23 protein-coding genes and 1 tRNA gene are annotated in these 19,800 nt (G+C 58.4%); 7 read left to right on the top strand and 17 right to left on the bottom strand.

The features are described from left to right. Nucleotides 1-24 precede the first annotated feature (24 nt). From GOX63_RS15960 to iolG, 4 genes are all read right to left on the bottom strand, one after another. Nucleotides 25-843, bottom strand: coding sequence for an ATP-binding cassette domain-containing protein (locus tag GOX63_RS15960; protein ID WP_170327079.1), 819 nt, complete (start codon nucleotides 841-843; stop codon nucleotides 25-27). A 1-nt stretch (nucleotide 844) separates the two neighbouring features. Next, a complete protein-coding gene (locus GOX63_RS15955; RefSeq protein ID WP_170546378.1) occupies nucleotides 845-1,951 on the bottom strand; it encodes an ABC transporter permease in 1,107 nt (368 codons plus the stop codon). Nucleotides 1,952-2,017: 66 nt separating this feature from the next. Next, nucleotides 2,018-2,938: a sugar ABC transporter substrate-binding protein gene (locus GOX63_RS15950; protein WP_170327081.1), complete on the bottom strand. Its 921-nt coding sequence runs from the start codon at nucleotides 2,936-2,938 to the stop codon at nucleotides 2,018-2,020. 122 nt (nucleotides 2,939-3,060) lie between these two features. Further along, nucleotides 3,061-4,074, bottom strand: a complete 1,014-nt coding sequence (iolG, locus tag GOX63_RS15945; protein ID WP_170546375.1) for an inositol 2-dehydrogenase — start codon at nucleotides 4,072-4,074, stop codon at nucleotides 3,061-3,063. 232 nt (nucleotides 4,075-4,306) lie between these two features. On the opposite strand from iolG, the gene GOX63_RS15940 reads away from it, so the two are divergent. Then, nucleotides 4,307-4,690, top strand: a complete 384-nt coding sequence (locus tag GOX63_RS15940; RefSeq protein WP_170327083.1) for a hypothetical protein — start codon at nucleotides 4,307-4,309, stop codon at nucleotides 4,688-4,690. A gap of 110 nt (nucleotides 4,691-4,800) precedes the next feature. Here GOX63_RS15940 and GOX63_RS15935 read toward each other — a convergent pair. The 3 genes from GOX63_RS15935 to GOX63_RS15925 form a co-directional block, all read right to left on the bottom strand. Beyond that, nucleotides 4,801-4,877 (bottom strand) — tRNA-Arg (locus tag GOX63_RS15935). A gap of 21 nt (nucleotides 4,878-4,898) precedes the next feature. Beyond that, the gene (locus tag GOX63_RS15930; protein ID WP_170546372.1) at nucleotides 4,899-5,375 is read right to left on the bottom strand and encodes a GNAT family N-acetyltransferase; all 477 of its coding nucleotides are present in this window, start codon (nucleotides 5,373-5,375) and stop codon (nucleotides 4,899-4,901) included. 1 nt (nucleotide 5,376) lies between these two features. Beyond that, complete coding sequence (locus GOX63_RS15925) at nucleotides 5,377-5,688, bottom strand: ETC complex I subunit (protein ID WP_170327085.1); 312 nt, start codon at nucleotides 5,686-5,688, stop codon at nucleotides 5,377-5,379. A 153-nt stretch (nucleotides 5,689-5,841) separates the two neighbouring features. Here GOX63_RS15925 and uvrB point away from each other — a divergent pair, with 153 nt between their 5' ends. The 3 genes from uvrB to GOX63_RS15910 all read left to right on the top strand — a co-directional run bounded on the left by uvrB (nucleotide 5,842) and on the right by GOX63_RS15910 (nucleotide 9,971). Then, nucleotides 5,842-8,028, top strand: coding sequence for an excinuclease ABC subunit UvrB (uvrB, locus tag GOX63_RS15920; RefSeq protein WP_170546369.1), 2,187 nt, complete (start codon nucleotides 5,842-5,844; stop codon nucleotides 8,026-8,028). Between the two features lie 77 nt (nucleotides 8,029-8,105). Next, complete coding sequence (locus GOX63_RS15915) at nucleotides 8,106-9,164, top strand: hypothetical protein (RefSeq protein ID WP_170327087.1); 1,059 nt, start codon at nucleotides 8,106-8,108, stop codon at nucleotides 9,162-9,164. 105 nt (nucleotides 9,165-9,269) lie between these two features. Beyond that, complete coding sequence (locus GOX63_RS15910; protein WP_170546366.1) at nucleotides 9,270-9,971, top strand: ORF6N domain-containing protein; 702 nt, start codon at nucleotides 9,270-9,272, stop codon at nucleotides 9,969-9,971. Here GOX63_RS15910 and GOX63_RS15905 read toward each other — a convergent pair. The 3 genes from GOX63_RS15905 to GOX63_RS15895 all read right to left on the bottom strand — a co-directional run bounded on the left by GOX63_RS15905 (nucleotide 9,968) and on the right by GOX63_RS15895 (nucleotide 11,186). Continuing rightward, nucleotides 9,968-10,321 (bottom strand): MmcQ/YjbR family DNA-binding protein, encoded by a 354-nt coding sequence (locus GOX63_RS15905; RefSeq protein ID WP_170327089.1) that lies wholly within the window; start codon nucleotides 10,319-10,321, stop codon nucleotides 9,968-9,970. The genes GOX63_RS15910 and GOX63_RS15905 overlap by 4 nt on opposite strands. 39 nt (nucleotides 10,322-10,360) lie before the next feature. Further along, nucleotides 10,361-10,654 carry an antibiotic biosynthesis monooxygenase family protein gene (locus tag GOX63_RS15900; protein ID WP_170327090.1) on the bottom strand — a complete coding sequence of 98 codons (294 nt, stop codon included), beginning with the start codon at nucleotides 10,652-10,654 and terminating at the stop codon, nucleotides 10,361-10,363. Between the two features lie 109 nt (nucleotides 10,655-10,763). Further along, a complete protein-coding gene (locus tag GOX63_RS15895) occupies nucleotides 10,764-11,186 on the bottom strand; it encodes an excalibur calcium-binding domain-containing protein (protein WP_170327091.1) in 423 nt (140 codons plus the stop codon). A 125-nt stretch (nucleotides 11,187-11,311) separates the two neighbouring features. Here GOX63_RS15895 and GOX63_RS15890 point away from each other — a divergent pair, with 125 nt between their 5' ends. After that, entirely contained in the window at nucleotides 11,312-11,815 is a 504-nt protein-coding gene (locus GOX63_RS15890) for a HugZ family protein (protein WP_170546363.1), read from the top strand. Here GOX63_RS15890 and GOX63_RS15885 read toward each other — a convergent pair. Together GOX63_RS15885 and GOX63_RS15880 are read right to left on the bottom strand one after the other, a co-directional pair. Then, the gene (locus GOX63_RS15885) at nucleotides 11,800-12,207 is read right to left on the bottom strand and encodes a universal stress protein (RefSeq protein ID WP_170327093.1); all 408 of its coding nucleotides are present in this window, start codon (nucleotides 12,205-12,207) and stop codon (nucleotides 11,800-11,802) included. The two genes, GOX63_RS15890 and GOX63_RS15885, sit on opposite strands and share 16 nt — an antisense overlap. A gap of 65 nt (nucleotides 12,208-12,272) precedes the next feature. Further along, nucleotides 12,273-12,599: an antibiotic biosynthesis monooxygenase family protein gene (locus GOX63_RS15880; protein WP_170327094.1), complete on the bottom strand. Its 327-nt coding sequence runs from the start codon at nucleotides 12,597-12,599 to the stop codon at nucleotides 12,273-12,275. Between the two features lie 123 nt (nucleotides 12,600-12,722). Here GOX63_RS15880 and GOX63_RS15875 point away from each other — a divergent pair, with 123 nt between their 5' ends. Beyond that, nucleotides 12,723-13,406 carry a hypothetical protein gene (locus GOX63_RS15875; RefSeq protein ID WP_254435978.1) on the top strand — a complete coding sequence of 228 codons (684 nt, stop codon included), beginning with the start codon at nucleotides 12,723-12,725 and terminating at the stop codon, nucleotides 13,404-13,406. Nucleotides 13,407-13,451: 45 nt separating this feature from the next. Here the strand turns inward: GOX63_RS15875 and GOX63_RS15870 are convergent, their stop codons facing one another. The 5 genes from GOX63_RS15870 to phhA all read right to left on the bottom strand — a co-directional run bounded on the left by GOX63_RS15870 (nucleotide 13,452) and on the right by phhA (nucleotide 19,181). Then, on the bottom strand, nucleotides 13,452-15,740 hold the full coding sequence (locus tag GOX63_RS15870) for a glycosyl hydrolase family 28-related protein (RefSeq protein ID WP_170327095.1): 2,289 nt from the start codon (nucleotides 15,738-15,740) through the stop codon (nucleotides 13,452-13,454). Nucleotides 15,741-15,873: 133 nt separating this feature from the next. Beyond that, complete coding sequence (locus GOX63_RS15865; protein ID WP_170327096.1) at nucleotides 15,874-16,275, bottom strand: DUF4864 domain-containing protein; 402 nt, start codon at nucleotides 16,273-16,275, stop codon at nucleotides 15,874-15,876. A gap of 48 nt (nucleotides 16,276-16,323) precedes the next feature. Further along, complete coding sequence (locus GOX63_RS15860) at nucleotides 16,324-17,898, bottom strand: lysine--tRNA ligase (RefSeq protein WP_170327097.1); 1,575 nt, start codon at nucleotides 17,896-17,898, stop codon at nucleotides 16,324-16,326. Between the two features lie 121 nt (nucleotides 17,899-18,019). Then, the gene (locus GOX63_RS15855) at nucleotides 18,020-18,373 is read right to left on the bottom strand and encodes a 4a-hydroxytetrahydrobiopterin dehydratase (RefSeq protein ID WP_170327098.1); all 354 of its coding nucleotides are present in this window, start codon (nucleotides 18,371-18,373) and stop codon (nucleotides 18,020-18,022) included. A 7-nt stretch (nucleotides 18,374-18,380) separates the two neighbouring features. Continuing rightward, nucleotides 18,381-19,181: a phenylalanine 4-monooxygenase gene (gene phhA, locus GOX63_RS15850; protein WP_170327099.1), complete on the bottom strand. Its 801-nt coding sequence runs from the start codon at nucleotides 19,179-19,181 to the stop codon at nucleotides 18,381-18,383. 109 nt (nucleotides 19,182-19,290) lie between these two features. Here phhA and GOX63_RS15845 point away from each other — a divergent pair, with 109 nt between their 5' ends. Continuing rightward, nucleotides 19,291-19,758 carry an Lrp/AsnC family transcriptional regulator gene (locus GOX63_RS15845; protein ID WP_170327100.1) on the top strand — a complete coding sequence of 156 codons (468 nt, stop codon included), beginning with the start codon at nucleotides 19,291-19,293 and terminating at the stop codon, nucleotides 19,756-19,758. The last annotated feature ends 42 nt before the right edge of the window (nucleotides 19,759-19,800 follow it).

Below are 19,800 nucleotides of genomic sequence, written 5' to 3'. Positions count from 1 at the left end.
CGGCCCCGAAAGGGGGGAACGGTTTTAAACCGTTCCGCCCAGAGACCCTTCCAACTCGGCCATTTCCTGACCACCGGCCATAAGGTCCTGCAGTTCCTCGGGCGTGATCTCGCCGCGTTTCGCCGTACCCAGAGTCTTGCCCCGGTTCAGCACGGTAAACCGATCGCCCACCGCCAGTGCGTGGCGCACGTTGTGGCTGATGAAGACAACGCCAACGCCTTGACTGCGTACTCGGTCAATGGTCGCCAGAACATTCGAGGTCTGGCGCACACCCAAGGCCGAGGTCGGTTCGTCCAGGATCAGGATTTTGGCCCCGAAATAAACCGCGCGCGCAATCGCAACGGTCTGCCGCTCACCGCCGGAAAGCGTACCGACTGCCTGATCCGGTCCGCGCAGATTGATGCCCATCTTGCGCATCTCTTCCATGCAGACATCGTTGGCCTGTTCCACATCGAACCGCTTGAACAGACCTTTTCCTTTGGTCGGCTCGCGCCCCATGAAGAAGTTCCGCGTCACGCTCATCAGCGGGATCATCGCGAGGTCCTGGAACACGGTCGCAATGCCTGCCTCCATCGCATCGCGCGGGGTATCGAAATGCAGCGGCTTGCCTTCAAAATAGATCTCGCCCTTGGTGGGTTTGTGCACCCCGGACATGGTCTTGATGAAGGTCGACTTGCCCGCACCGTTGTCACCCAGCAAGCAGTGGCATTCCCCCGGTTTGACGTCAAAGCTGACACCGGCCAGGGCGATGATGTTACCAAAGTGCTTTTCGATGTCTTTCATTTCAACGATAGGCGCCGCATCGGTCGCATCGCCGTGGTGGAACTTGGTATCTTCGGTCATATCAGCGCTCCCCGGTTACGCGTTTACGGATCGCGTTGTTGAACAGAACGGCAATCAGCAGCATGGCGCCCAAGAAGACCTGGAACCAGTCTTGATCAAAGTCGGTATAGGTCAGGCCGATGACTACCATGCCAAAGATGATCGAGCCGAAGAACGCCCCGATAGCCGATCCATAGCCACCAGTCAGCAGACAGCCCCCGATCACGGCCGCGATGATTGCTTCGAATTCCTTTTGGAAGCCGCGGCGCGCATCGGTCGAACCCGCGTCCATCACCGTGATGATTGCCACCAGCGCGGCGCAGCAGGCCGTCAGCATGAACAGAGAGACTTTGACGCGGCTCACCGGAACACCCGAGTTGGACGCCGCGGTCTTGTCGCCGCCCGAGGCAAAGATCCAGTTCCCCGCCGGGGTACGCAGCAACACATAGGTCGCGGCCAACGCCATCACGATGAACCACAGAATTTCGACCGGGATACCCGGCACTTTCGGCGCACCACTTTTGAATGTGTCAACGATGCCATTGGCGGCCATCCAGCTAAACAGGCTGCCAAATGCCTCGCCCGAGAAGAACGGCGCCAACCAATCATTTTCGGTCGCGTCACGCACACCGCGCAACTGGGTCGATCCCCCGGTCGCCATTTTCAACCCGACCAGAGACAACCCCCGCAGGATGAACAGAAACGCCAGCGTCACGATAAAGGACGGCAGGCCCGAGCGGATCACGATATTGCCGTTGATCGCGCCAACAAAGGCCGCAAAAACAAACGTCATCGGGATCGCGGCGATTAGCGGCAGTTGCCAGGTCACCACGCAGACGCCGAAGAACAGGCCGGAAAAGGCGACCATCGAACCGATCGACAGGTCGAACTCTCCGCCAATCATCAGCAACGCCGCGCCAATGGCCAGAATACCCAGCTGAGCCGCAGGCGTCATGAAGTTCATCACTCCGGCCAGGGTGAACATCGAGCTGTCCGCGGTAATCGCGAAGAAGATGAACACCAGAATGACACCGGCCATGGCACCAAGCTCGGGGCGTTTCATTAATTTGGTCAGAAACGGTTCGCTCTTGACCCTTTCGTCGGCTGCGACGGGCGCTGACTCACTCATGTTCTTCTCCCTTTTAGATGGAAACGGCGCGCTGGGCGCCGTTTCTTTTGTCACTGTCCGGGGCGCTTAGCGGATGCCCTGCGACGACAGTTCGATCACCTGACCGGCCTTGTCGGCAGTCACCAGGTTCGGGCCCGAAGGAACATCGCCACCCGGCATCAGGCCGTATTTGGCGTGCAAACCCATGAAGTTCACCGACAGGTAGCCCTGCAGGTATTGCTGCTGGTCGATGGCAAAGGCCGCGTCGCCGTCAACAACCGACTGCAGGAAATTGGCCGACAGGTCGAACGAGGCAACATTCACGTCCCGGCCCGAGGCTTTGACGGCTGCAACAGCAGGCTCACCGGCCGAGCTGGCACCCAGAGCCATAACGGTGTCGACGCTTTCATCTGCAGCCAGTGCGGCGGCCACTTTCGATTCAATCTCGGACGGGTCGTTCGAGGTCGGCAGAACGGTGACGTTGCCGCCAAAGCCCTCGGCAAAGCCTTCACAGCGCAAGTCCAGCGACACGTTGCCCACTTCGTGGTTCACGCAGATCGCATTGCTGCCGCCCATCGACGCCAGAGCTTCGCCTGCGGCCTTGCCGGCATCGTACTCATCCTGACCGACATGCAGCAGTGCGCCCAGGTCCTTGGCAACTTCGGCGCCCGAGTTGATCGAGATCACCGGGATGCCAGCCGCAACCGCGCGTTCAATTGACGGGCCAAGCGCGTCCGCGTCGGGGATCGAAACGATCAGCCCGTCCGGCTCCTGGTTCACGGCAGCATCAATCAGCTGCGACATGGCCACCATGTCGAAAGTCTCAGGCGCGCGGTATTCCACGTTGACACCGACATCCTTGCCCGCCTGCTCAACGCCGTTCTTGACGACGTTCCAGAACGCGTCATTCGCCTGACCGTGTGACACAACCACGATTTCCTGCGCAAATGCGGGCGTGGCCAGGGCCAGAGCACCGGCAGCCAATGCGCCTTTTACGAATTTGTTCATTTGGTTTCCTCCCATAAAAACAATCTGTCTATTGCCGGGGCATCAGCCCCAATCATTCGGATCCACCGAATCTCCTCCGCTCCGGAAACAGACGGAGCTTGCGCCAGTTTCCGGATATCGACTCATTTTGCAACCGGTTTCAAAACGTCAGCCATTGCGACCGGTTGCCCGGATTGTGCCGAGCGGGTTGCGGCCTCGGCCATCGCCAGCGCGGCAACACCATCCTCCAGTGTCACCGGCATTGCCGAGCCGTTCAGCACGGCCTGAACGAACGCGTCCCATTCCGCGCGATAGGCGGGCATGTAGCGTTCCAGGAAGAAGTAGGTCGGCTTGGCGCCGGTCACGCCGTCGGCCGTCGATTTGACCACGGCATTTTCAAGAACGTTATGGGCTTGCAGCAACCCGCCCGATCCCAGCATCTCGATCCGTTGATCATAACCGTAGACCGCCCGCCGCGAGTTCTTGATCACCACGATCTTGCCATCCGCATAAGTCATTGTGACCACTGCAGTATCCACATCTCCGGCACGTCCGATCTCGGGGTCGACGATCGAGGAGCCAACGGCGGAAATCCGTTCGGGCAGTTGGCCCATAAGATAATTCGCCATGTCGAAATCATGGATCATCATGTCCCGGAACAGACCACCCGAAACCTTAACATAGCTGATCGGCGGCGGCGCCGGATCAAACGAGGTGATCGACAGCATCTCGGTCGAACCGATCTCACCATTGTCGGCGGCCGACTTCAGGGTCGAGAAACTGGGGTCAAACCGGCGGTTGAACCCGACCATGACCGGGCGGCCAGTTTCGGCTGCAACCGCCTGACACGCCAGCGCTCGCTCAAGGCTGAGATCAACGGGTTTTTCGCACAGAACCGCCTTGCCAGCCTGTGTGGCGGCTTCGATCAGGTCAGAATGAGTATCCGTCGGCGTTGCGATCAGCACCGCATCAATTGACGGGTCCGCGATGATGTCTTGCGAGTCACGAGCCGCAGCCCCCTGCTCTGCAGCAAGGCTTTCAGCCGCTTCGGAAATCGCGTCGGAAACCGCGCAAAGCTGACTTTGAGGATGCGCGGCAATGGCCTGTGCGTGTACCCGGCCAATGCGCCCGGCGCCAAGCAGTCCGATTCTCAGCATGCGGTTCTCCCGATTCCAAATTTGGGGATACCATGAGTATCTTTGCAACCGGTTGCAAGAATTTTTCTTACTGAATTTATCCGTTGAACGACTTTGCGCCTTAAAACTGCTCCCGAGCGGGCGAAGGAACAAGGTTCCTTTCATGATTGGCTGGCCCAAATGCGCGGTAAACTTGATTGTGCTTAAAACTTAAGTGTGTAACGGAACCGCAATACAATCATTGGAAGAAACCATGCTATCAATCAAAAAACTGACGCTCGCCGCCGCGTCTCTTGGACTGGTGTCCGCTTGCGCGCCAAGCGCTCCGCAATTCGCATATCCCACGCCAACCAAATCTCATCTAATTCGGTATGAGTGCACAAAACTGGACGAGGCCAACGCGACGTCAGCCGCAAAGCAGGCGCATCAGGTTTACCTTGATCGATTTTACAAAAGGCAATCCCAGCTCAACGCTGAAGGTCAGAAACTGAAGGCAGCGGGTGACGCAGCAACGCAGGATCAGATCTCCACGCACAACGAAAAAGTTCGGCAGTTCAACTACGATGTTGTGAGCGAGACAGGAAACACAGGTTGCCACTATATCGGGGCGATAAAAGTGGCTGAAAAGACATCCTGATCGCAGGTTGTCTTGAAATCCCGAAAGAGGCGCATTCGACAAGAATGCGTTCTCTTTCGAACACAGGCCGGCAATCCGACTTCCAGAACCCGGATTTTGGGTGTTTGATATGGCGATCCCGGAAGGACTCGAACCCTCAACCTGCTGATTAGAAGTCAGCTGCTCTATCCAGTTGAGCTACGGGACCGCTGTGCCCTTCTTGCGGTTTTTACGGGCGGGGTTCAAGACCCAAGCGCATGAAGGCGCTGTTTGGATCGGCCTCGTATCCGTAGATCGGCCCGCAATAGGAATATCCCAGCGCCTCATAGAGTTTTCGGGCCGCGTCATACTCTGGCAAATGCGTCGCGCCGGTTTCCAGAACCAATGCGGAGATCCCGTCGGTTCGGGCCAGATCGGCCAGATGTATCATCATCTTGCGCGCCAGACCGCGCCCACGTGCCTGCGCCAGAATATGCACCGATTTCACCTCGGCCGTGCCATCCGGCAACGCCTTGAGCGCACCACACCCAACTAGCTGATCGGCTTCAAACATGGCCCAGAACCGAATCCCCGGCCCGGCCAGCGCCTTGGCATCCATGGTGTGATTGCTTTCCGCAGGGCCGGCGGTTTCGCTATGGGCAAAATGCGCCTCGACCACCGGGCGCAGCGCGTCCGAGGTCGGATCAGCCTCGCAGATGTCGATCAATTCAGTGGGTCCAGGGCGCGCGCCGGTCGGTGGCGAAGTTTTCGCCATAGCCACGGGCCCGCAGGTTGGGCTTGCGCTTGTGCGGTTCGCTGACCTGCGCGTCGATCCCATTGTCCTTGGCGTAATCCAGCGCCTCTTCCTTGGTGTCGAACTTGAGGCGCACCTGGGTCTGCGTGTCGTTCGACGAGGTCCAGCCCATCAGCGGATCAACCTCGCGCGACGAAGCAGGGGCATACTCCAGAACCCACTTGCGGGTTTTGGCCATCCCCGAGGTCATCGCGTTTCGCGAAGGCTGGTAAATCCGTGCGCGCATGTCGCCTCTCCGTACTCACTTGGCTAGGGGTGTTTATGCGCCAGACGCGCGGCGTGGACAAGTCCGCAATTGTCGCAACTTAGAGCGTTTGAAATGCCCCCTTGAACAAGAACAAAAACAGATCAAAATCAGGCGCGAAAGGAATCTCCCCTGATGGCTTACGCTCATTCCGACAAGACCCAGCTGACCGCCGAAGATGTCCGCGCCCGCCTGAAACTGGAGGGCGGCAAGGCCTTCGTCATGCACACCGAATTTTCCCCCGCAGGTGACCAGCCAACGGCGATCAAGGAACTGGCAGGCGGTGTGCTGGACGGTGAACGCGATCAGGTTCTGCTGGGCGCGACGGGTACGGGTAAGACCTTCACCATGGCCAAGGTGATCGAGGAAACCCAGCGCCCCGCCATCATCCTAGCCCCCAACAAAACGCTGGCGGCGCAGTTGTATGGAGAATTCAAAGGCTTCTTTCCCGAAAACTCGGTCGAGTATTTCGTCTCCTACTACGACTACTACCAGCCCGAGGCCTATGTGCCGCGCAGCGACACTTACATCGAGAAAGAATCGCAGATCAACGAACAGATCGATCGGATGCGCCACTCGGCCACGCGGGCGCTGTTGGAACGGGATGACGTGATCATCGTCGCTTCGGTCTCTTGCATCTATGGTATCGGCTCGGTCGAGACCTACGGGGCGATGACTCAGGACCTGAAGGTCGGCAAGGATTACGACCAGCGGCAGGTGATGGCCGATCTGGTCGCCCAGCAATACCGCCGTAACGATCAGGCGTTTCAACGTGGCTCGTTTCGCGTACGCGGCGATTCCCTGGAAATCTGGCCCGCCCACCTTGAGGACCGCGCGTGGAAATTGTCCTTCTTCGGTGAGGAACTGGAACAGATCACCGAATTCGACCCGCTGACCGGTGAAAAGACCGACACGATGGAGCGGATCCGCGTCTATGCGAACTCGCACTACGTGACGCCGAAACCGACCATGCAGCAGGCGATCATCGGCATCAAAAAGGAACTGCGCATCCGGCTGGACCAACTGGTGGGCGAAGGCAAACTGCTGGAAGCCCAACGTCTGGAACAGCGCACCAATTTTGATCTGGAGATGCTCGAAGCCACCGGCGTCTGCAACGGGATCGAGAACTACTCGCGCTACCTCACGGGCCGCGCACCGGGCGAGCCGCCCCCGACCCTGTTCGAGTTTATCCCCGACAATGCCATCGTCTTTGCCGATGAATCCCATGTCAGCGTTCCGCAGATCGGCGGCATGTACCGGGGCGACTATCGGCGCAAGTTCACACTGGCCGAACACGGGTTCCGCCTGCCCTCCTGCATGGATAACCGCCCGCTGAAGTTCGAGGAATGGGACGCCATGCGCCCGCAATCCGTCTTTGTCTCGGCCACCCCCGCGAAATGGGAGATCGAACAGACCGGCGGCGTCTTCACCGAACAGGTGATCCGACCCACCGGCCTGCTGGACCCCGAGGTCGAAATCCGCCCCGTCAGCATGCAGGTGGACGACCTTCTGGACGAAGTGCGCAAGGTTGCCGCCAGCGGCTATCGCACGCTGGTCACAACGCTGACCAAACGCATGGCCGAGGACCTGACCGAATACCTGCATGAACAGGGCATCAAGGTGCGCTACATGCACTCGGATATCGACACGCTGGAACGTATCGAGATTCTGCGAGACCTGCGTCTGGGCGCGTTCGACGTGCTGGTCGGGATCAACCTGCTGCGCGAGGGGCTCGACATCCCCGAATGCGGGCTGGTCGCCATTCTGGACGCCGACAAAGAGGGCTTCTTGCGATCCGAGACCTCTCTGGTCCAGACCATCGGCCGCGCCGCGCGGAACGCGGATGGCCGCGTGATCATGTATGCCGACAAGATCACCGGTTCGATGGAACGCGCACTGAACGAGACCAACCGCCGCCGCGCCAAGCAGATCGCCTATAACGAGGAACACGGCATCACGCCTGAGACGGTGAAGAAGAATGTCGAGGACGTTCTGGCCGGGCTTTACGAAGGCGACGTGGACATGAACCGCGTCACCGCCACCATCGATAAACCGATGCACGGCGCCAACCTCGAGGCCCATCTGGACGGTCTGCGCGAGCAAATGCGCAAAGCCGCCGAGAACCTGGAATTCGAAGAGGCCGCCAATATCCGCGATGAGATCAAACGTCTGGAAGCGGTCGATCTGGCCGTCGCCGACGACCCCATGGCGCGCCAATGGGCGGTCGAGAAAGCCTCGGAGGACGCGGTGAAATCACGCGGACGGTCAACGGCTGGGCGGCCGGGCCAGCGGGGTGGGAATGTGAAGCGACGGAAGAGGTGAATAGCTGCCGCCATATTCTTGCCTAAGGTGAATGCTGAAGTATAACGCTGTCAGCTATTGTAACTAAAGGCATTGAAATGAACTGGGCTCTGTTGGCGAGTGATTTAGCAGGTCGAACGTTAGGCTTAATTGGTCTCGTAGCCACTGCTGTGGCCGTCAGTGCATCATCAGCACATTGGCAGGTAGGCAGCGACAAGTTTGCCCTCATGGCGGGCATCAGCCTGTTTATGTTTTCTATTACAGCAATATTTCTCATCCCCTCGCTCTATGATCGGATGTTAAGAACGTGCTTGTCGGTCGGTCCCAGAGCGATTTTTGTTATCGCCACTGGAGTATGGGTTGTCTTAGCACTTGCTGCCATTAGCAGGGGTTTCAAACCACCTCACGGCCTGTACTCACAGTATCTCCCACAATGGATAGCGCTGTACATGATGGCGGCATTGGGCCTTCTGTTTGTCGTTTTCATATGTCCAGTTGGCCTAACATTTAGCTCGGCTCGCAGTTTTTTGCTTCAGACCGGCGGCTACGTTCAGCCCGAGAAGAAAGAAACAATCCCCAAAGAAAATCTTCGGAAACGGGATATCTGGGATCACTTAGTCGAACTCCCTTTATGGCTTGTTCTCATATTTCCTAGCCTTGCAGGGTTCTTTGGAAACGCCGTTCCCGCTACTGGCTGGAACCAATGGGTAACAACCAACTTCTGGATAGCTCTTGTAGGCGTCGGAGCTATTACCGTTCTTCCGGGTTTTTTTCGTACTTTGATTAGGCCTCCGCACAGGAAGCAGATTCAAGTGGGCACAACTGCGAAAGTCTTTGGATTGTTGGTAGGGGCGCCGCTTATTGCCGTTATCGGACTGTGGACGCTCAGATATCACGGTGTACCACTCGCATGGAACACTCTCACCGAGAACCCCGTGGAAACGATTGAGTACGAGGTTGCCCACGTTTCAGATAGCCGTCGGACGCGCGGTTGCATTTACTTTATTCCCCGTCATGCCCCTGATCTTGAATTCCTGAACTGTGGACTGGACAGCTATTCTGCCTCGCGCCTTAAACCCGGTGACATAGTGCGTGTTACGGGTGAGCTCAGTTGGTTCGGGCACAGTTTTGAGCATGTTGAGCGACAAAGCGAATGATCTGCTCATGGGAGTCAATCTCGCCTGCCCTACACTTCAAACTTGCAGCCCAGCGCTCCCTCCTCCACGTTTGAAATCACAAATTGTGATTCCAAACGGTTAGCCATGACAAACACCCTGCCCAGCACGCATGAGGTCCAAAGCGCCATTCACCGGGTGCGCGGTACCCGCGTTGTGCTGGCCGAGGATCTTGCGCAGTTCTACGGAAAATCCGTCAGTGCCTTCAATCAGGCCGTCTCGCGCAACAAGGACCTGTTCGAGGGCTATCGCTTTCAGCTGACCGATGCCGAAGTCGCCGATTTGCAATCACAGAATGTGATTTCAAAACCCAAGGGCCGCGGGGGGCGGCGGATCAATCCGTGGGTTTATACCGATTACGGCGTGGCCATCGCCTCGGCCCTGTTCAAGGATCCGCGCGCGATCAGGATCACTCGGATGATCACTGAGGCCTTTGTCGACGGTGCAAACGCGCTGGCCGAGACCCCGCGCAGCGTGCCGGAAATCCTGCCGCCCGAGGGTGCACCCAGCCCTTTGCTGCCCAATGGCGAGCAACTGCGCGATTTGGCCGAAAACATCCTCGATTCCGGTCAGCAGAGCCTTGTCGACTACATCGCCAACCCCACCACCAAGCGGCAGCAGGCGGTGGCGGTGATCATGAAAACGCTGGCCGAAACCGCAGGTGAAGAGGTCCGCACCCAGCACGAACGCCTGCGCCTGAACATCGCGCAACGTCTGGCGACCGGGGATTATGCCGATGATGACGACCGAAAACGTCTGCTGGAACTGCTGCAGGCGATGAAGGGTTAAACCCCAAGCTCCGCCCGCAACTTCTTGGTCAGCTTGGCCACGACCAGATCATAGGATGTCACGATGTGTTCACGCAGGGATGCGTCGGACATGCCGCGTTCCTCATAGACCTGCAGCCATTTCATCCCCCGTGAGGCCAGATAGGGTGCTGGGCGGATGCCGGGCTCATCGCCCAGCACCTCAAACGCCAGATCGGTTGCCTTAAAGGTGAAGGCGTCCTTGCCGTCATTCCAGCCGCAAATTGCAAAGACCTTGCCGCCCACTTTCCACACATCCGCATTACCCCATTGCACCACATGACTGGTGGCTTTGAGGCTGGCACAAAAGGCGTTGAAGTCATCGCGGGTCATCGCCCGAATCTCGGCGATCACCCGGAAATATGCAAGCGTTTAAAGGGCTTTATCCCAGTGGACGACCACATCAAACCCGGCAGGGGATGGCGGACCTTCAAGGAATTCTGCGAAATTTCCCCACAACTCGGCCACTTTGGGCGCGTTCGCGTTCGATGTCTCCTCGCTTTCGACAACTGCAACAACGTAACCGGTACCGTCCTCGTTCATGGCATTGGTAAAGCTGTGCATCCCTTTCATGCCCATAATCTGATCTTTAAGCTCATTCATTTTCGCCTCGGCGGCATCCCGCATGCCGGGCTTCATTTTGAACTGAGTAATACGTGCAAACATTTCTTTCCTCCCTTTCAGGGCGAAATCCCCCAAAGACGGCCATAAGCGGCACGTCCGGCGCAGTGTAACACAGCATCGGTGAATCGCGCAGAACCCGCGCAAGAGCCAATCAGGGGCGCACGAATTTGGCGGTTCCGACGGTTCGTGATGGCCGCGAGCCAGTCTGCTGCGGGACCGTGCCGGAAACCGGGGTGGGCGCGATGGTTTCGCAGGCAACGCCGTCGCCGTCGGGGTCGTTGCGTGGATGATACCCCGGTCCTCCGGCCAGAAACGGGCCTGGCACAACCTTTTCAACCGCGTCACACCCGGCGAGGGCAATCAAATGGATCAGGGCCTCTTCACGTTCAAAGCCGGATGTGCGCAGGTAAACGGCTACGACGATGCTCAGGATCGTCAATGGCAGCATGAGGATCATGATCAGTATCCGGACCGGAGACAGCGCGCGCTTGCGCAAGGCGTCCGCACGTTTCTGGCGCCTCGATACCTTGGGAGTTGTCGGTTCCGTTTCGGGCTTGGGCTGATCGACTGGCATATCATTCCCCTAACCCGGATTTGTGGCGAAACCGAGGCTCGGGCAATACCTGTAACAAGACCTCGTACCGGCCGGGTGAAGCAGCTATGCTCAGCCCGTTGCAGACACCACGGAGCACATCAAACATGGTTGAAGCCAACCCTTTTCGTCCGGTCGATGACACGGCCCGCGGCCTGGCCCGCGACCTGATTGAGGGCGCAACCTATGGCGCCCTCGCCACCTTGCAACCGGGCAAAACGTTGCCGTCGGTGTCGCGTATCGCGCTGGCAATGGATGAGGCTGGCAGGCCGATAACCCTGATCTCGACCCTGGCGGATCATACGCGGGCTTTGCACGCCAATCCGGCCTGCGCATTGTTGATCGGCGAGCCGGGAGAGACAGGCGACCCCCTGACCCACCCGCGTCTGACCTTACACGCCGAGGCCCGGTTCGTTGCGCGTGACAGTTCAGAACACGGCCACCTGCGCGCAAGGTATCTGGCCCTGCGCCCCAAAGCGAAGCTCTATGTCGATTTTACCGATTTCGGCTTTGTTCGTTTCGAGATTTCCGAGGCCCTGTTGAACGGTGGCTTTGGCAAGGCCTGGCGCCTTGCCTCTGCTGACCTTATGCCCGATCAGCGCACCACGTGAACCGCGCAGGCGGCATGGCGGACCACATGGTTCGCGGTAGAGCCCAGCAGAAGATCCTGCATGCCCGGCCGATGCGATGCCATGATGATCAGATCCGGCTTGTGGGCTTCTGCCCAGTCCAGAATGGTGCGCCCGGAATGCCCTTCGATCACCACGCCCGTCGCGTTGGGCAGTTTCGCCGCCAGTTCGTCCAGCTCGGTCTGAATCGCCTTGCGGGCTTCGGTCAGGTATTCAGGCGGCATGTAAGAGATCGCATAGTTCGGGATGTGCTCGACCACATGCAGCAAGGTTACCTGGGCGTCCGGCGTCGATAGAATCTCGGCCAGTTTCAGTGGACCGGAAATATCCCGTTCGGCATCGAAAGAAATGGGAACAAGAATGTTATGATACATGGCGCGCACCTCCGTTTTCCTACATCCAACTTGGGCGGGACTGGGCGTTAAGGCTTTGATCCAAATCAGGAACTGCCAAAAGTTTCAGCCACGTCGTACATCACCGGCTCAAAGCTTTTGCACAGCTCGTTGATCTTGCGGTTGCGGTCGCGCATTTCCGGAGTGCGCAGCATGGCCAGAAAATCCTCGCGGCGTTCCCACTGGGAATAATTGGCGATCCGCGTCTGGGCATCGTTCACATGAAGCCCGGCAGAAACGAAACCCGGCTGTTTCGAGATGAACTCGGCATAGGCGTCGGTCAGCGCCTCCAGCAGATCGTGGCAGGTACCCGGCGTCATTTCAAAGGTGGTGATAACTGTCTGGACGCTCGCGCTCTTGGAAATCTTCGGCATCTGGATTCTCCTTATCGTTTCACAAGCTTAACACAGGAATTGCAAAGGTCTCGTGTTTCATTTGCGGGCGAGACTTCTTTGTAGTTTCCAAAAAATGAACAGATTACTAACCATCCGTTAACCATGCTGACGGATTCTGCGCGCATGTGCCGGATCGTCCTTCTTTTGTCCTTGCTGCTTGCCGCCGCTCCGGCATGGTCTGGGGCGTGGCTACGGGAAAAGGGATCGGCATTCACCGCAGCCTCGGTCACCGCCTTCAAGGACCCCGACGGCACGTATGACTACAAAACAGGGCTTTACGCGGAATTTGGGTACAGGCCGAAGCTGACAATCGGGTTGGATTTCGAGGAAAATCGCGACCTTTATGGTCACGCGCTTTTGTTTGCCCGATTTCCGGTGGCCGATTTTGACAAATGGGGGCGTTTTGCGGCCGAGTTCGGCGCGGGCGCCCATCACCGGCACCGGGACGCTTGGGCCATGTACAAGCTAACCCTCTCATATGGCAAAGGGTTCCAAACCGGCTGGGGGAATGGCTGGGTGGCCGTCGATACCGCTTTGGAATTGCGCACACATGACGCCCTGTATCGCAAGCTGGATATCACGGCGGGTCTGTCCGGTGATCGGCTGCTGAACCCACTGATACAGATCGAAACTGCCTATACGCCCGACCATTCGCTGTTCTGGAGAGCCCGGCCTTCAGTCATGATCCGAACGAAAAACAGTTCCGCCACCTGGGTTCTGGGCCTTGAACGCAATGATGCGCGCAGCGATACGGGGCTGAAGCTGGCGATTTGGAATGAGTTCTAAGGCCTGCGAACTGGCCGCCCCGCGACAGGGCGGCCAGCCGTAAAATCAGCGCTCCATTCGCACGATTGCGGAGACCTCGCCGCTCAGCGCCTCGGGCCAGCGCAGGTTGATCGCGTCATTCGATGCGCCCTGCTCCAACTCGACATACGGGTTGGCAAAGGTCAGCGACCCGAACGCAGTTCTTAACGGACCCAGGACCGTGACCGCATCACAGCTGCGAGCAAGACCACCGAACGGCAACTGAGCCGAAGTCTGGACGGTCCAGGCTTGCGATGCGGAACCTTGTGCATACCTGACCCGCAGCGGGTTCGACACTTTCTGGTCCACCCCGTGGAACGTATTGCTCTCGAACGTCACATCCCGATGCGCGTATTTGTTCAGATCGGCATAGGTGGTGTCGACCCGTTCCACCCGGGTGATTCTGCCGCTTGACGAGCGGAACTTGTTCCCGGTCACGATAACTCCGTTCAGGAAGTGCCCCGCACCATATGGCCGAATGACAAGATACGTGAACCAGGGCGCAACTTCACTGGAATAGAAGATATTGTCGGTGATGGCCATCGAGCTGAACGAATACCCCGCAGTATACACCGGGTAGGCGTCCCTTTCGTTGGTCCACTGGATCGAGCAGTTATCAACATAGTTTCCTGAAATGGTCGAGCTGTTATACGTGCCGATCATGACCAGACCGGCGCTGCGAACACCCTGTGGGATGCTGTCGCCCTGGAAAAAGTGGTTCCCCAGGATCATGTTGTTGGTGCCGCCCAGAATGGCAAAGTGCCGGAACCGCACTGCCCGATTGTGACGCAATTTGACGTCATTGGCGGTGGAGTTCAGCGCGATCGACTTGCGATCCTCCACATTGAAGGATTCTTCGGTGGACAGGAATTGGCAATTGTCGATCAGCATGCCCTGACATCCGGTCCCGATGGACGTGATGCCCCGATCCTTGGGGCGACTGATGAAACAGTTCGTCACAGCAAAAGTACTGCCCGACGGGGCCAGACGGATCGCGCTGCTACGGCCGTTGCACTGGAACTCGATTTCTTCCATCCCGAACTTGCGCAGCGTGCTGAACCCGCTGAAATCCAGAAGGTATTTGAAGGACTGGAAGGTGAAGGTCTGCGTACCGGCCGCATCATACAGCGGGGCGTTCAGCGTGATCTCACCTGCGCCCTCGTTCTTGGAACGGACGTAGATTTCACGCCCGACCCCGCTGCCCTGCACCAGAGCGCCGACCGGAATATTGGCCACGTTGGCCACATTCACCAGGCGGGTGGGGTCGTTCGGGTTGTAGGTCGCGACCGAGGTGAAGGTCTCAGTATCCCAGGCCGAGCTACTCTGGACGTCGAACTGGCCATTGCGGATTACGCGGCGTGTCGAGAATCCGCTTTGCCGGTTCGGCACCGCGGCGGCCATGTCGATGGGCTCACTGACCGAAATCTTGCGCCCCCCCAGATCAAGCGATTCATGGTCCGAGTTGTTCAGCAATGCCTGAAACGCCTTTTTGAATGCCAGCGTTTCGTTGCCAAAAGCGTTTATGTAGGTCGGCAGGTCGAAATTTTTGGTCAGCAGCAGCATCTTGTCGTCGGGCATCGTGACCGTGCCTTCGAAATCGATCTCGGATGCCATCGATGTGTTCTGTGCCAGCAGGTAGGTGCCTTCGGGCACGAAAACCGTGCGCCCGTTCGCGGCCTGATCCGCCGCCTCAAAAGCCGCCGAGTCATCCGCCACACCGTCACCGATGGCACCGAAATCGCGAACATCGACGAGGCTGATCAGATTGCGCAGGAACACACCGGTGACATCCGTGATCTCGATATCATCGACCCGGATGACGGCCCCGTTTGCACCATCGATGTCCAGTCCAAAATGCCCGTACAGCGCCTGCACGCCCCACGGCATGTCCACGCCGGGGCGTTGGCCGGTGCCGACAATGGCGGTGATCTCATGCACCGTGCCATAGCCGGAAAGCTGAGTGACCGGGCCCTGCTCAACCACGCCGGTGACCTGAACATCTCCGGCACCGCCAGCCCAACCGGCGATGCGCACTTCGGGCAGCGGGCCGCTGATCGCTTTGACCCGCGCCTTTACCTGGAGATAGCACCCTGGCAGCAATGGCGTCTGCCCCATATAGCGCAGACGCTGCGTGGTGCTGACCTTCAGAATCTCAAGGCAACCGCCGAAATCCGCATCGGCCGGAACAAACGCGCCGGTGCCCGACCCATCATAGGTGGGCGAGCCCGGCGTGCCATCGCCACTGGACCACACGTTCAGACCATTTGCGAAAGCAGGCGGCATGAACTCGATGCCGTCGGTGATTGCCTTACTCATAGAAATCCCTTTCCCAATCGCGCCGCATCAGCGCGCATAAACCCAGTGCCCGGAGGCACCGCCCCGAACGCAAAAGCCTAAGTACCGAAAAGGAATTAACCGCCGCTCATGTCACCGTGACGGTGGTGTTGCATCAGGCGGCCGGATCAGAGTTGCCCAGCAGCTGCACGCCGTTGATCTTCCAGCCGTTTTCCAACGGCACCATCTGATAGTCGAGTATATGCACCCGGCCCGCGCCGTCGGTGATCATGACCTTCTGCCACAGCGAGCCCGCCACTTCGCGCAGTTCCAGAAACCGCACATCTGCGGGCCGCCAGACCATCGGATAGCCGCGCTTGACCATCACCCCAAAGTTCTCGGGCGTCTGGAAAAGGCGTTGGATATTGGGGCTGGCAAAGGTGAACGCGGTGTCAAAGTCATCCGCCTTGAACGCCTGTATCTGCGCCGCGATATTGGCCTCGATCTCGTCACTCTGGGCAAATGCACCGGAGGCTAAGCCGACACTCAGAGATATTGCAAACAGTAAACGACGCATGGGGCCACCTCCTGATCAAAGGGTAGCCCCACGCGGTATCAGGTCAAATCAGACCAGCTCTCCGGCCAGCGCCTTGTCGATCAGCGCGATGGTTTCGGGCACGCCATAGAGCGCAATGAAGCCGCCAAAACGCGGGCCCTGTGATGCACCCAGCAGCACCTCGTAAAGCGCGGTGAACCAGCCCCGCATCGGGTCGAACCGCTCGCGCCCGATGGAGTAGACCACTGATTGCAGCGCCTCATCCTCGGTCGGTCCGTCATAGGCCTCAAGCGCGGCTTTCAGCGCCTCCAGCGCTTCGCGTTCCTGATCGGTCGGAGCGCGATGCTTACGCGTCGGCTTCACGAAGTCGTTGAAGTAGCGCACCGCGAACCCTGCCGCCTGATCCAGATCGGGATGGCTTTCCGCTGTCGCCTCGGGCGCATAGCGGCGGATGAAGCCCCACAGAGCCTCTTTGTCCTCGGCCCCGGAAACGGACGCAAGGTTCAGCAGCATCGCGAAGGGCACGATCAGCGTGGACTCGGGAACGTTGCCGCCGTGGATATGCCAGACAGGGTTATTCAACTGCGCTTTCAGATCCTGACCCGGATAGGCCCGCAATTGCTGATGATACTCATCATACGCCTTGGGGATGACGTCGAAATGCATCCGCTTGGCGGTTTTGGGCTTCTGATACATGAAATACGCCAGCGACTCGGTCGGCGCATAGGTCAGCCATTCGTCGATCGACACACCGTTACCGGACGATTTTGAGATTTTCTGGCCGTTTTCATCCAGGAATAGCTCGTACGAGAAATGCTCGGGCGCACGGCCGCCCAGCGCACGGCAGATCGCGTCATAGATCTTCTCGTTGGTCGCGTGTTCCTTGCCGTACATCTCGAAATCGACGCCCAGCGCGGCCCAGCGAGCGCCGAAATCCGGCTTCCACTGCAGCTTCACGTTGCCGCCGGTGACAGGAACGGTCCACTCCTTGCCCGTCTCATCGTCAAAGGTCACGGTGTAGGTCTCGGCACAGACCTTTTTCATCGGCACATACATAACCCGTCCGCTTTCGGGATGCAGCGGCAGGAAAATGGAATAGGTCTGCTGGCGCTCTTCACGCAGGCTTTTGAGCATGATCGCCATGATCTCGTCATAGCGCTCGACCGCGCGCTTGAGGATTTCGTCGAACTGTCCGGATTCGTAGAACTCCTTGGCCGAGTAGAACTCATACTCGAAACCAAACGTGTCCAGAAAACGCCGCAGCATCGCGTTGTTGTGCTCGCCAAAGCTGTCATATTCGCCGAACGGGTCCGGTACCGAGGTCAGCGGGCGCTGTAGATGCTGTTCCAGAATCTCTGGATTAGGTACGTTGGTGGGCACCTTGCGCATCCCGTCCAGATCGTCCGAGAAACAGATCAGCTTGGTCGGGATATCCGACAATGCCTCGAACGCGCGCTTGACCATCGTGGTGCGCGCGACCTCGCCGAAAGTGCCGATATGCGGCAGGCCCGAGGGGCCGTAGCCGGTCTCAAAAAGCACGTACCCCTTCTCCGGAGCGCCCTTCTGATAGCGTTTGAGCAACCGGCGCGCCTCTTCGAAAGGCCAGGCCTTGGACGACATCGCGGTTTCACGCAGTTCAGACATCAGATTTGCTCCATCGGGAAAAACAGCGCCGGTCGCCCTTTGCAACCGACCGGCCCCTCCTATTGTGCCGGTGCAGCATGAGTCAATAAACTGCGGGTTTTTTCCTGATGGGAAAGCCGATTTACGCGGTCAACTGGTCCAGTTTGGCCGCCCAAATGAAATCATTCTCACTGAGACCACCGATTTCATGGGTGGTCAGTTTGACGTCAACATAACCCCAGCCAAAGCTGATATCCGGGTGGTGCCCTTGTTGATCAGCAAGCCAGGCGCAGAGATTGGCCAGATAGGTCGCCTTGGCGAACCCTTTGAACTTGTAGTGGCGGCTGAGTTCTTTTGCATCCGCGTCCAGCTTCCAGTCGGACGACAGTTCCGCCATATGCGTGTTTGCCTCATCCCGAGTCAAAGCCGGGACACCGCCGGAACAAGGCACGCAGGTGCGGTCCGAAAGGCTGCAGGTTTCTCCTGATGTGGTCATGATCCGTTTACTCCGCTGCGGTTGCTTTTTCCGGGAACTTGTTTGGCAGCAACCCAAGGGACTGTGCCTGGCGCACATCCGCCAGCAGATCTCGATCCGCGGCTGCAAACAGTTCCTCAGGCGAGTTTAGCACGAAATAGCCCATCTGGTGCACGTCGATCCGATAGGGCGTGCGCAGGATCGTCAGAATGTCGAACGGATCGCGGTCGGGAATATCGCTTTCCACGGAATAGACCAGCTCGGTTGGCGAGGACGCGAGCCCAGACCCCAACGCCTTGATCTCTCCGTCCTGACGACGCAGGCCGAATTCAATCGAAAACCAATAGAGACGGATCAGCCACGAATAATCCTTGTCGCCCGCCTTCGCCCCGGCTTTGCCGATGGCATGGCTGAAGGCTGCAAAACGCGGATCGCTCAGCAAGGGCGTGTGGCCGAAGATTTCATGAAAGATGTCCGGCTCTTCAATATAATCGAAATCCTCGCGCGAGCGGATGAAGGATGCGGCGGGAAATACCCGGTCTGCCAACATGCCAAAGAAGGTCTTGAACCCGATCAGCGCGGGCACCGGCTGGACCCGCCAGCCGGTCATGTCCAGAAGTCGTTCCGAGATATCAGCGCAGGACGGCACACGGGTTTTCGGCAGGTCCAGCCTTTCCAGCCCCGCAAGGTAATCGCGAGCCATGTAGCGCTGCACATTCTTCTCTTGCGCGGCATAAAGATCGGCCCAAACCGCGTCTTCCTCGGCCGTATAGGCGATATGGCCGCGCGCATCAGCCACCTTGGCGACGTATTTGGTCGATTTTGGCATCACTTTTTCCTCCTTGAGGAAAGTATAGCCGCCCGTCCTGATGATTTTGGTTTGTTGTAACGTGGTTTTGCCGATACTTTGGCAAATATATATCGCTGGATCACCTTTTATGAAACAAACGCTTCAATCCGCTGACATTGCCATTCTGCAAGAGCTGCAGACCGATGGCCGCCTGTCGATGCAGGACCTTGCCGACCGCACCGGCCTGTCGGCCTCGCAATGCTGGCGGCGTGTGCGCGATCTTGAGGCGTCCGGCGTGGTGTCGGGTTATATCGCGCAGGTACGGGCCAAGTCCGTAGGTCTGGACGCCATCGCCTATGTCCACGTCGCCCTACGTGACCATCAGGAGGACAACATCACCGCGTTCCTGAGACTGGTTGAGACCGAACCGCAGATCGTCGAATGCGCCTCGATCACCGGGGATCATGACTTCATCCTGAAGGTCTATGCCAAAACGCCCGAAGACCTTGAACACTTCATCATGCAGCGGTTGCTGAAGTCTGGTTTGGTGCGTGACACCCGCAGCAATTTCGTGCTGCGCCAGACCAAAACGCGGGGGCCGTTGCCCATTCTGTGACCCAATCCGGCAAAATCCGTTGAACCTGCCCGCCAGCCCTCC

The organism is Ruegeria arenilitoris, assembly GCF_013031355.1.
Taxonomy (GTDB): Bacteria; Pseudomonadota; Alphaproteobacteria; order Rhodobacterales; family Rhodobacteraceae; genus Ruegeria; species Ruegeria arenilitoris_C.
This window is presented reverse-complemented; position numbering and strand designations above follow the sequence as displayed.

Excerpts from the sequence above, each read along its gene's own strand:
- GOX63_RS15960 (WP_170327079.1), bottom strand. The coding sequence starts at position 843 with ATGACCGAAGATACCAAGTTCCACCACGGCGATGCGACCGATGCGGCG.
- GOX63_RS15955 (WP_170546378.1), bottom strand. The coding sequence starts at position 1,951 with ATGAGTGAGTCAGCGCCCGTCGCAGCCGACGAAAGGGTCAAGAGCGAA.
- GOX63_RS15950 (WP_170327081.1), bottom strand. The coding sequence starts at position 2,938 with ATGAACAAATTCGTAAAAGGCGCATTGGCTGCCGGTGCTCTGGCCCTG.
- iolG (WP_170546375.1), bottom strand. The coding sequence starts at position 4,074 with ATGCTGAGAATCGGACTGCTTGGCGCCGGGCGCATTGGCCGGGTACAC.
- GOX63_RS15940 (WP_170327083.1), top strand. The coding sequence starts at position 4,307 with ATGCTATCAATCAAAAAACTGACGCTCGCCGCCGCGTCTCTTGGACTG.
- GOX63_RS15925 (WP_170327085.1), bottom strand. The coding sequence starts at position 5,688 with ATGCGCGCACGGATTTACCAGCCTTCGCGAAACGCGATGACCTCGGGG.
- uvrB (WP_170546369.1), top strand. The coding sequence starts at position 5,842 with ATGGCTTACGCTCATTCCGACAAGACCCAGCTGACCGCCGAAGATGTC.
- GOX63_RS15915 (WP_170327087.1), top strand. The coding sequence starts at position 8,106 with ATGAACTGGGCTCTGTTGGCGAGTGATTTAGCAGGTCGAACGTTAGGC.
- GOX63_RS15910 (WP_170546366.1), top strand. The coding sequence starts at position 9,270 with ATGACAAACACCCTGCCCAGCACGCATGAGGTCCAAAGCGCCATTCAC.
- GOX63_RS15905 (WP_170327089.1), bottom strand. The coding sequence starts at position 10,321 with ATGACCCGCGATGACTTCAACGCCTTTTGTGCCAGCCTCAAAGCCACC.
- GOX63_RS15900 (WP_170327090.1), bottom strand. The coding sequence starts at position 10,654 with ATGTTTGCACGTATTACTCAGTTCAAAATGAAGCCCGGCATGCGGGAT.
- GOX63_RS15895 (WP_170327091.1), bottom strand. The coding sequence starts at position 11,186 with ATGCCAGTCGATCAGCCCAAGCCCGAAACGGAACCGACAACTCCCAAG.
- GOX63_RS15890 (WP_170546363.1), top strand. The coding sequence starts at position 11,312 with ATGGTTGAAGCCAACCCTTTTCGTCCGGTCGATGACACGGCCCGCGGC.
- GOX63_RS15885 (WP_170327093.1), bottom strand. The coding sequence starts at position 12,207 with ATGTATCATAACATTCTTGTTCCCATTTCTTTCGATGCCGAACGGGAT.
- GOX63_RS15880 (WP_170327094.1), bottom strand. The coding sequence starts at position 12,599 with ATGCCGAAGATTTCCAAGAGCGCGAGCGTCCAGACAGTTATCACCACC.
- GOX63_RS15875 (WP_254435978.1), top strand. The coding sequence starts at position 12,723 with ATGCTGACGGATTCTGCGCGCATGTGCCGGATCGTCCTTCTTTTGTCC.
- GOX63_RS15870 (WP_170327095.1), bottom strand. The coding sequence starts at position 15,740 with ATGAGTAAGGCAATCACCGACGGCATCGAGTTCATGCCGCCTGCTTTC.
- GOX63_RS15865 (WP_170327096.1), bottom strand. The coding sequence starts at position 16,275 with ATGCGTCGTTTACTGTTTGCAATATCTCTGAGTGTCGGCTTAGCCTCC.
- GOX63_RS15860 (WP_170327097.1), bottom strand. The coding sequence starts at position 17,898 with ATGTCTGAACTGCGTGAAACCGCGATGTCGTCCAAGGCCTGGCCTTTC.
- GOX63_RS15855 (WP_170327098.1), bottom strand. The coding sequence starts at position 18,373 with ATGACCACATCAGGAGAAACCTGCAGCCTTTCGGACCGCACCTGCGTG.
- phhA (WP_170327099.1), bottom strand. The coding sequence starts at position 19,181 with ATGCCAAAATCGACCAAATACGTCGCCAAGGTGGCTGATGCGCGCGGC.
- GOX63_RS15845 (WP_170327100.1), top strand. The coding sequence starts at position 19,291 with ATGAAACAAACGCTTCAATCCGCTGACATTGCCATTCTGCAAGAGCTG.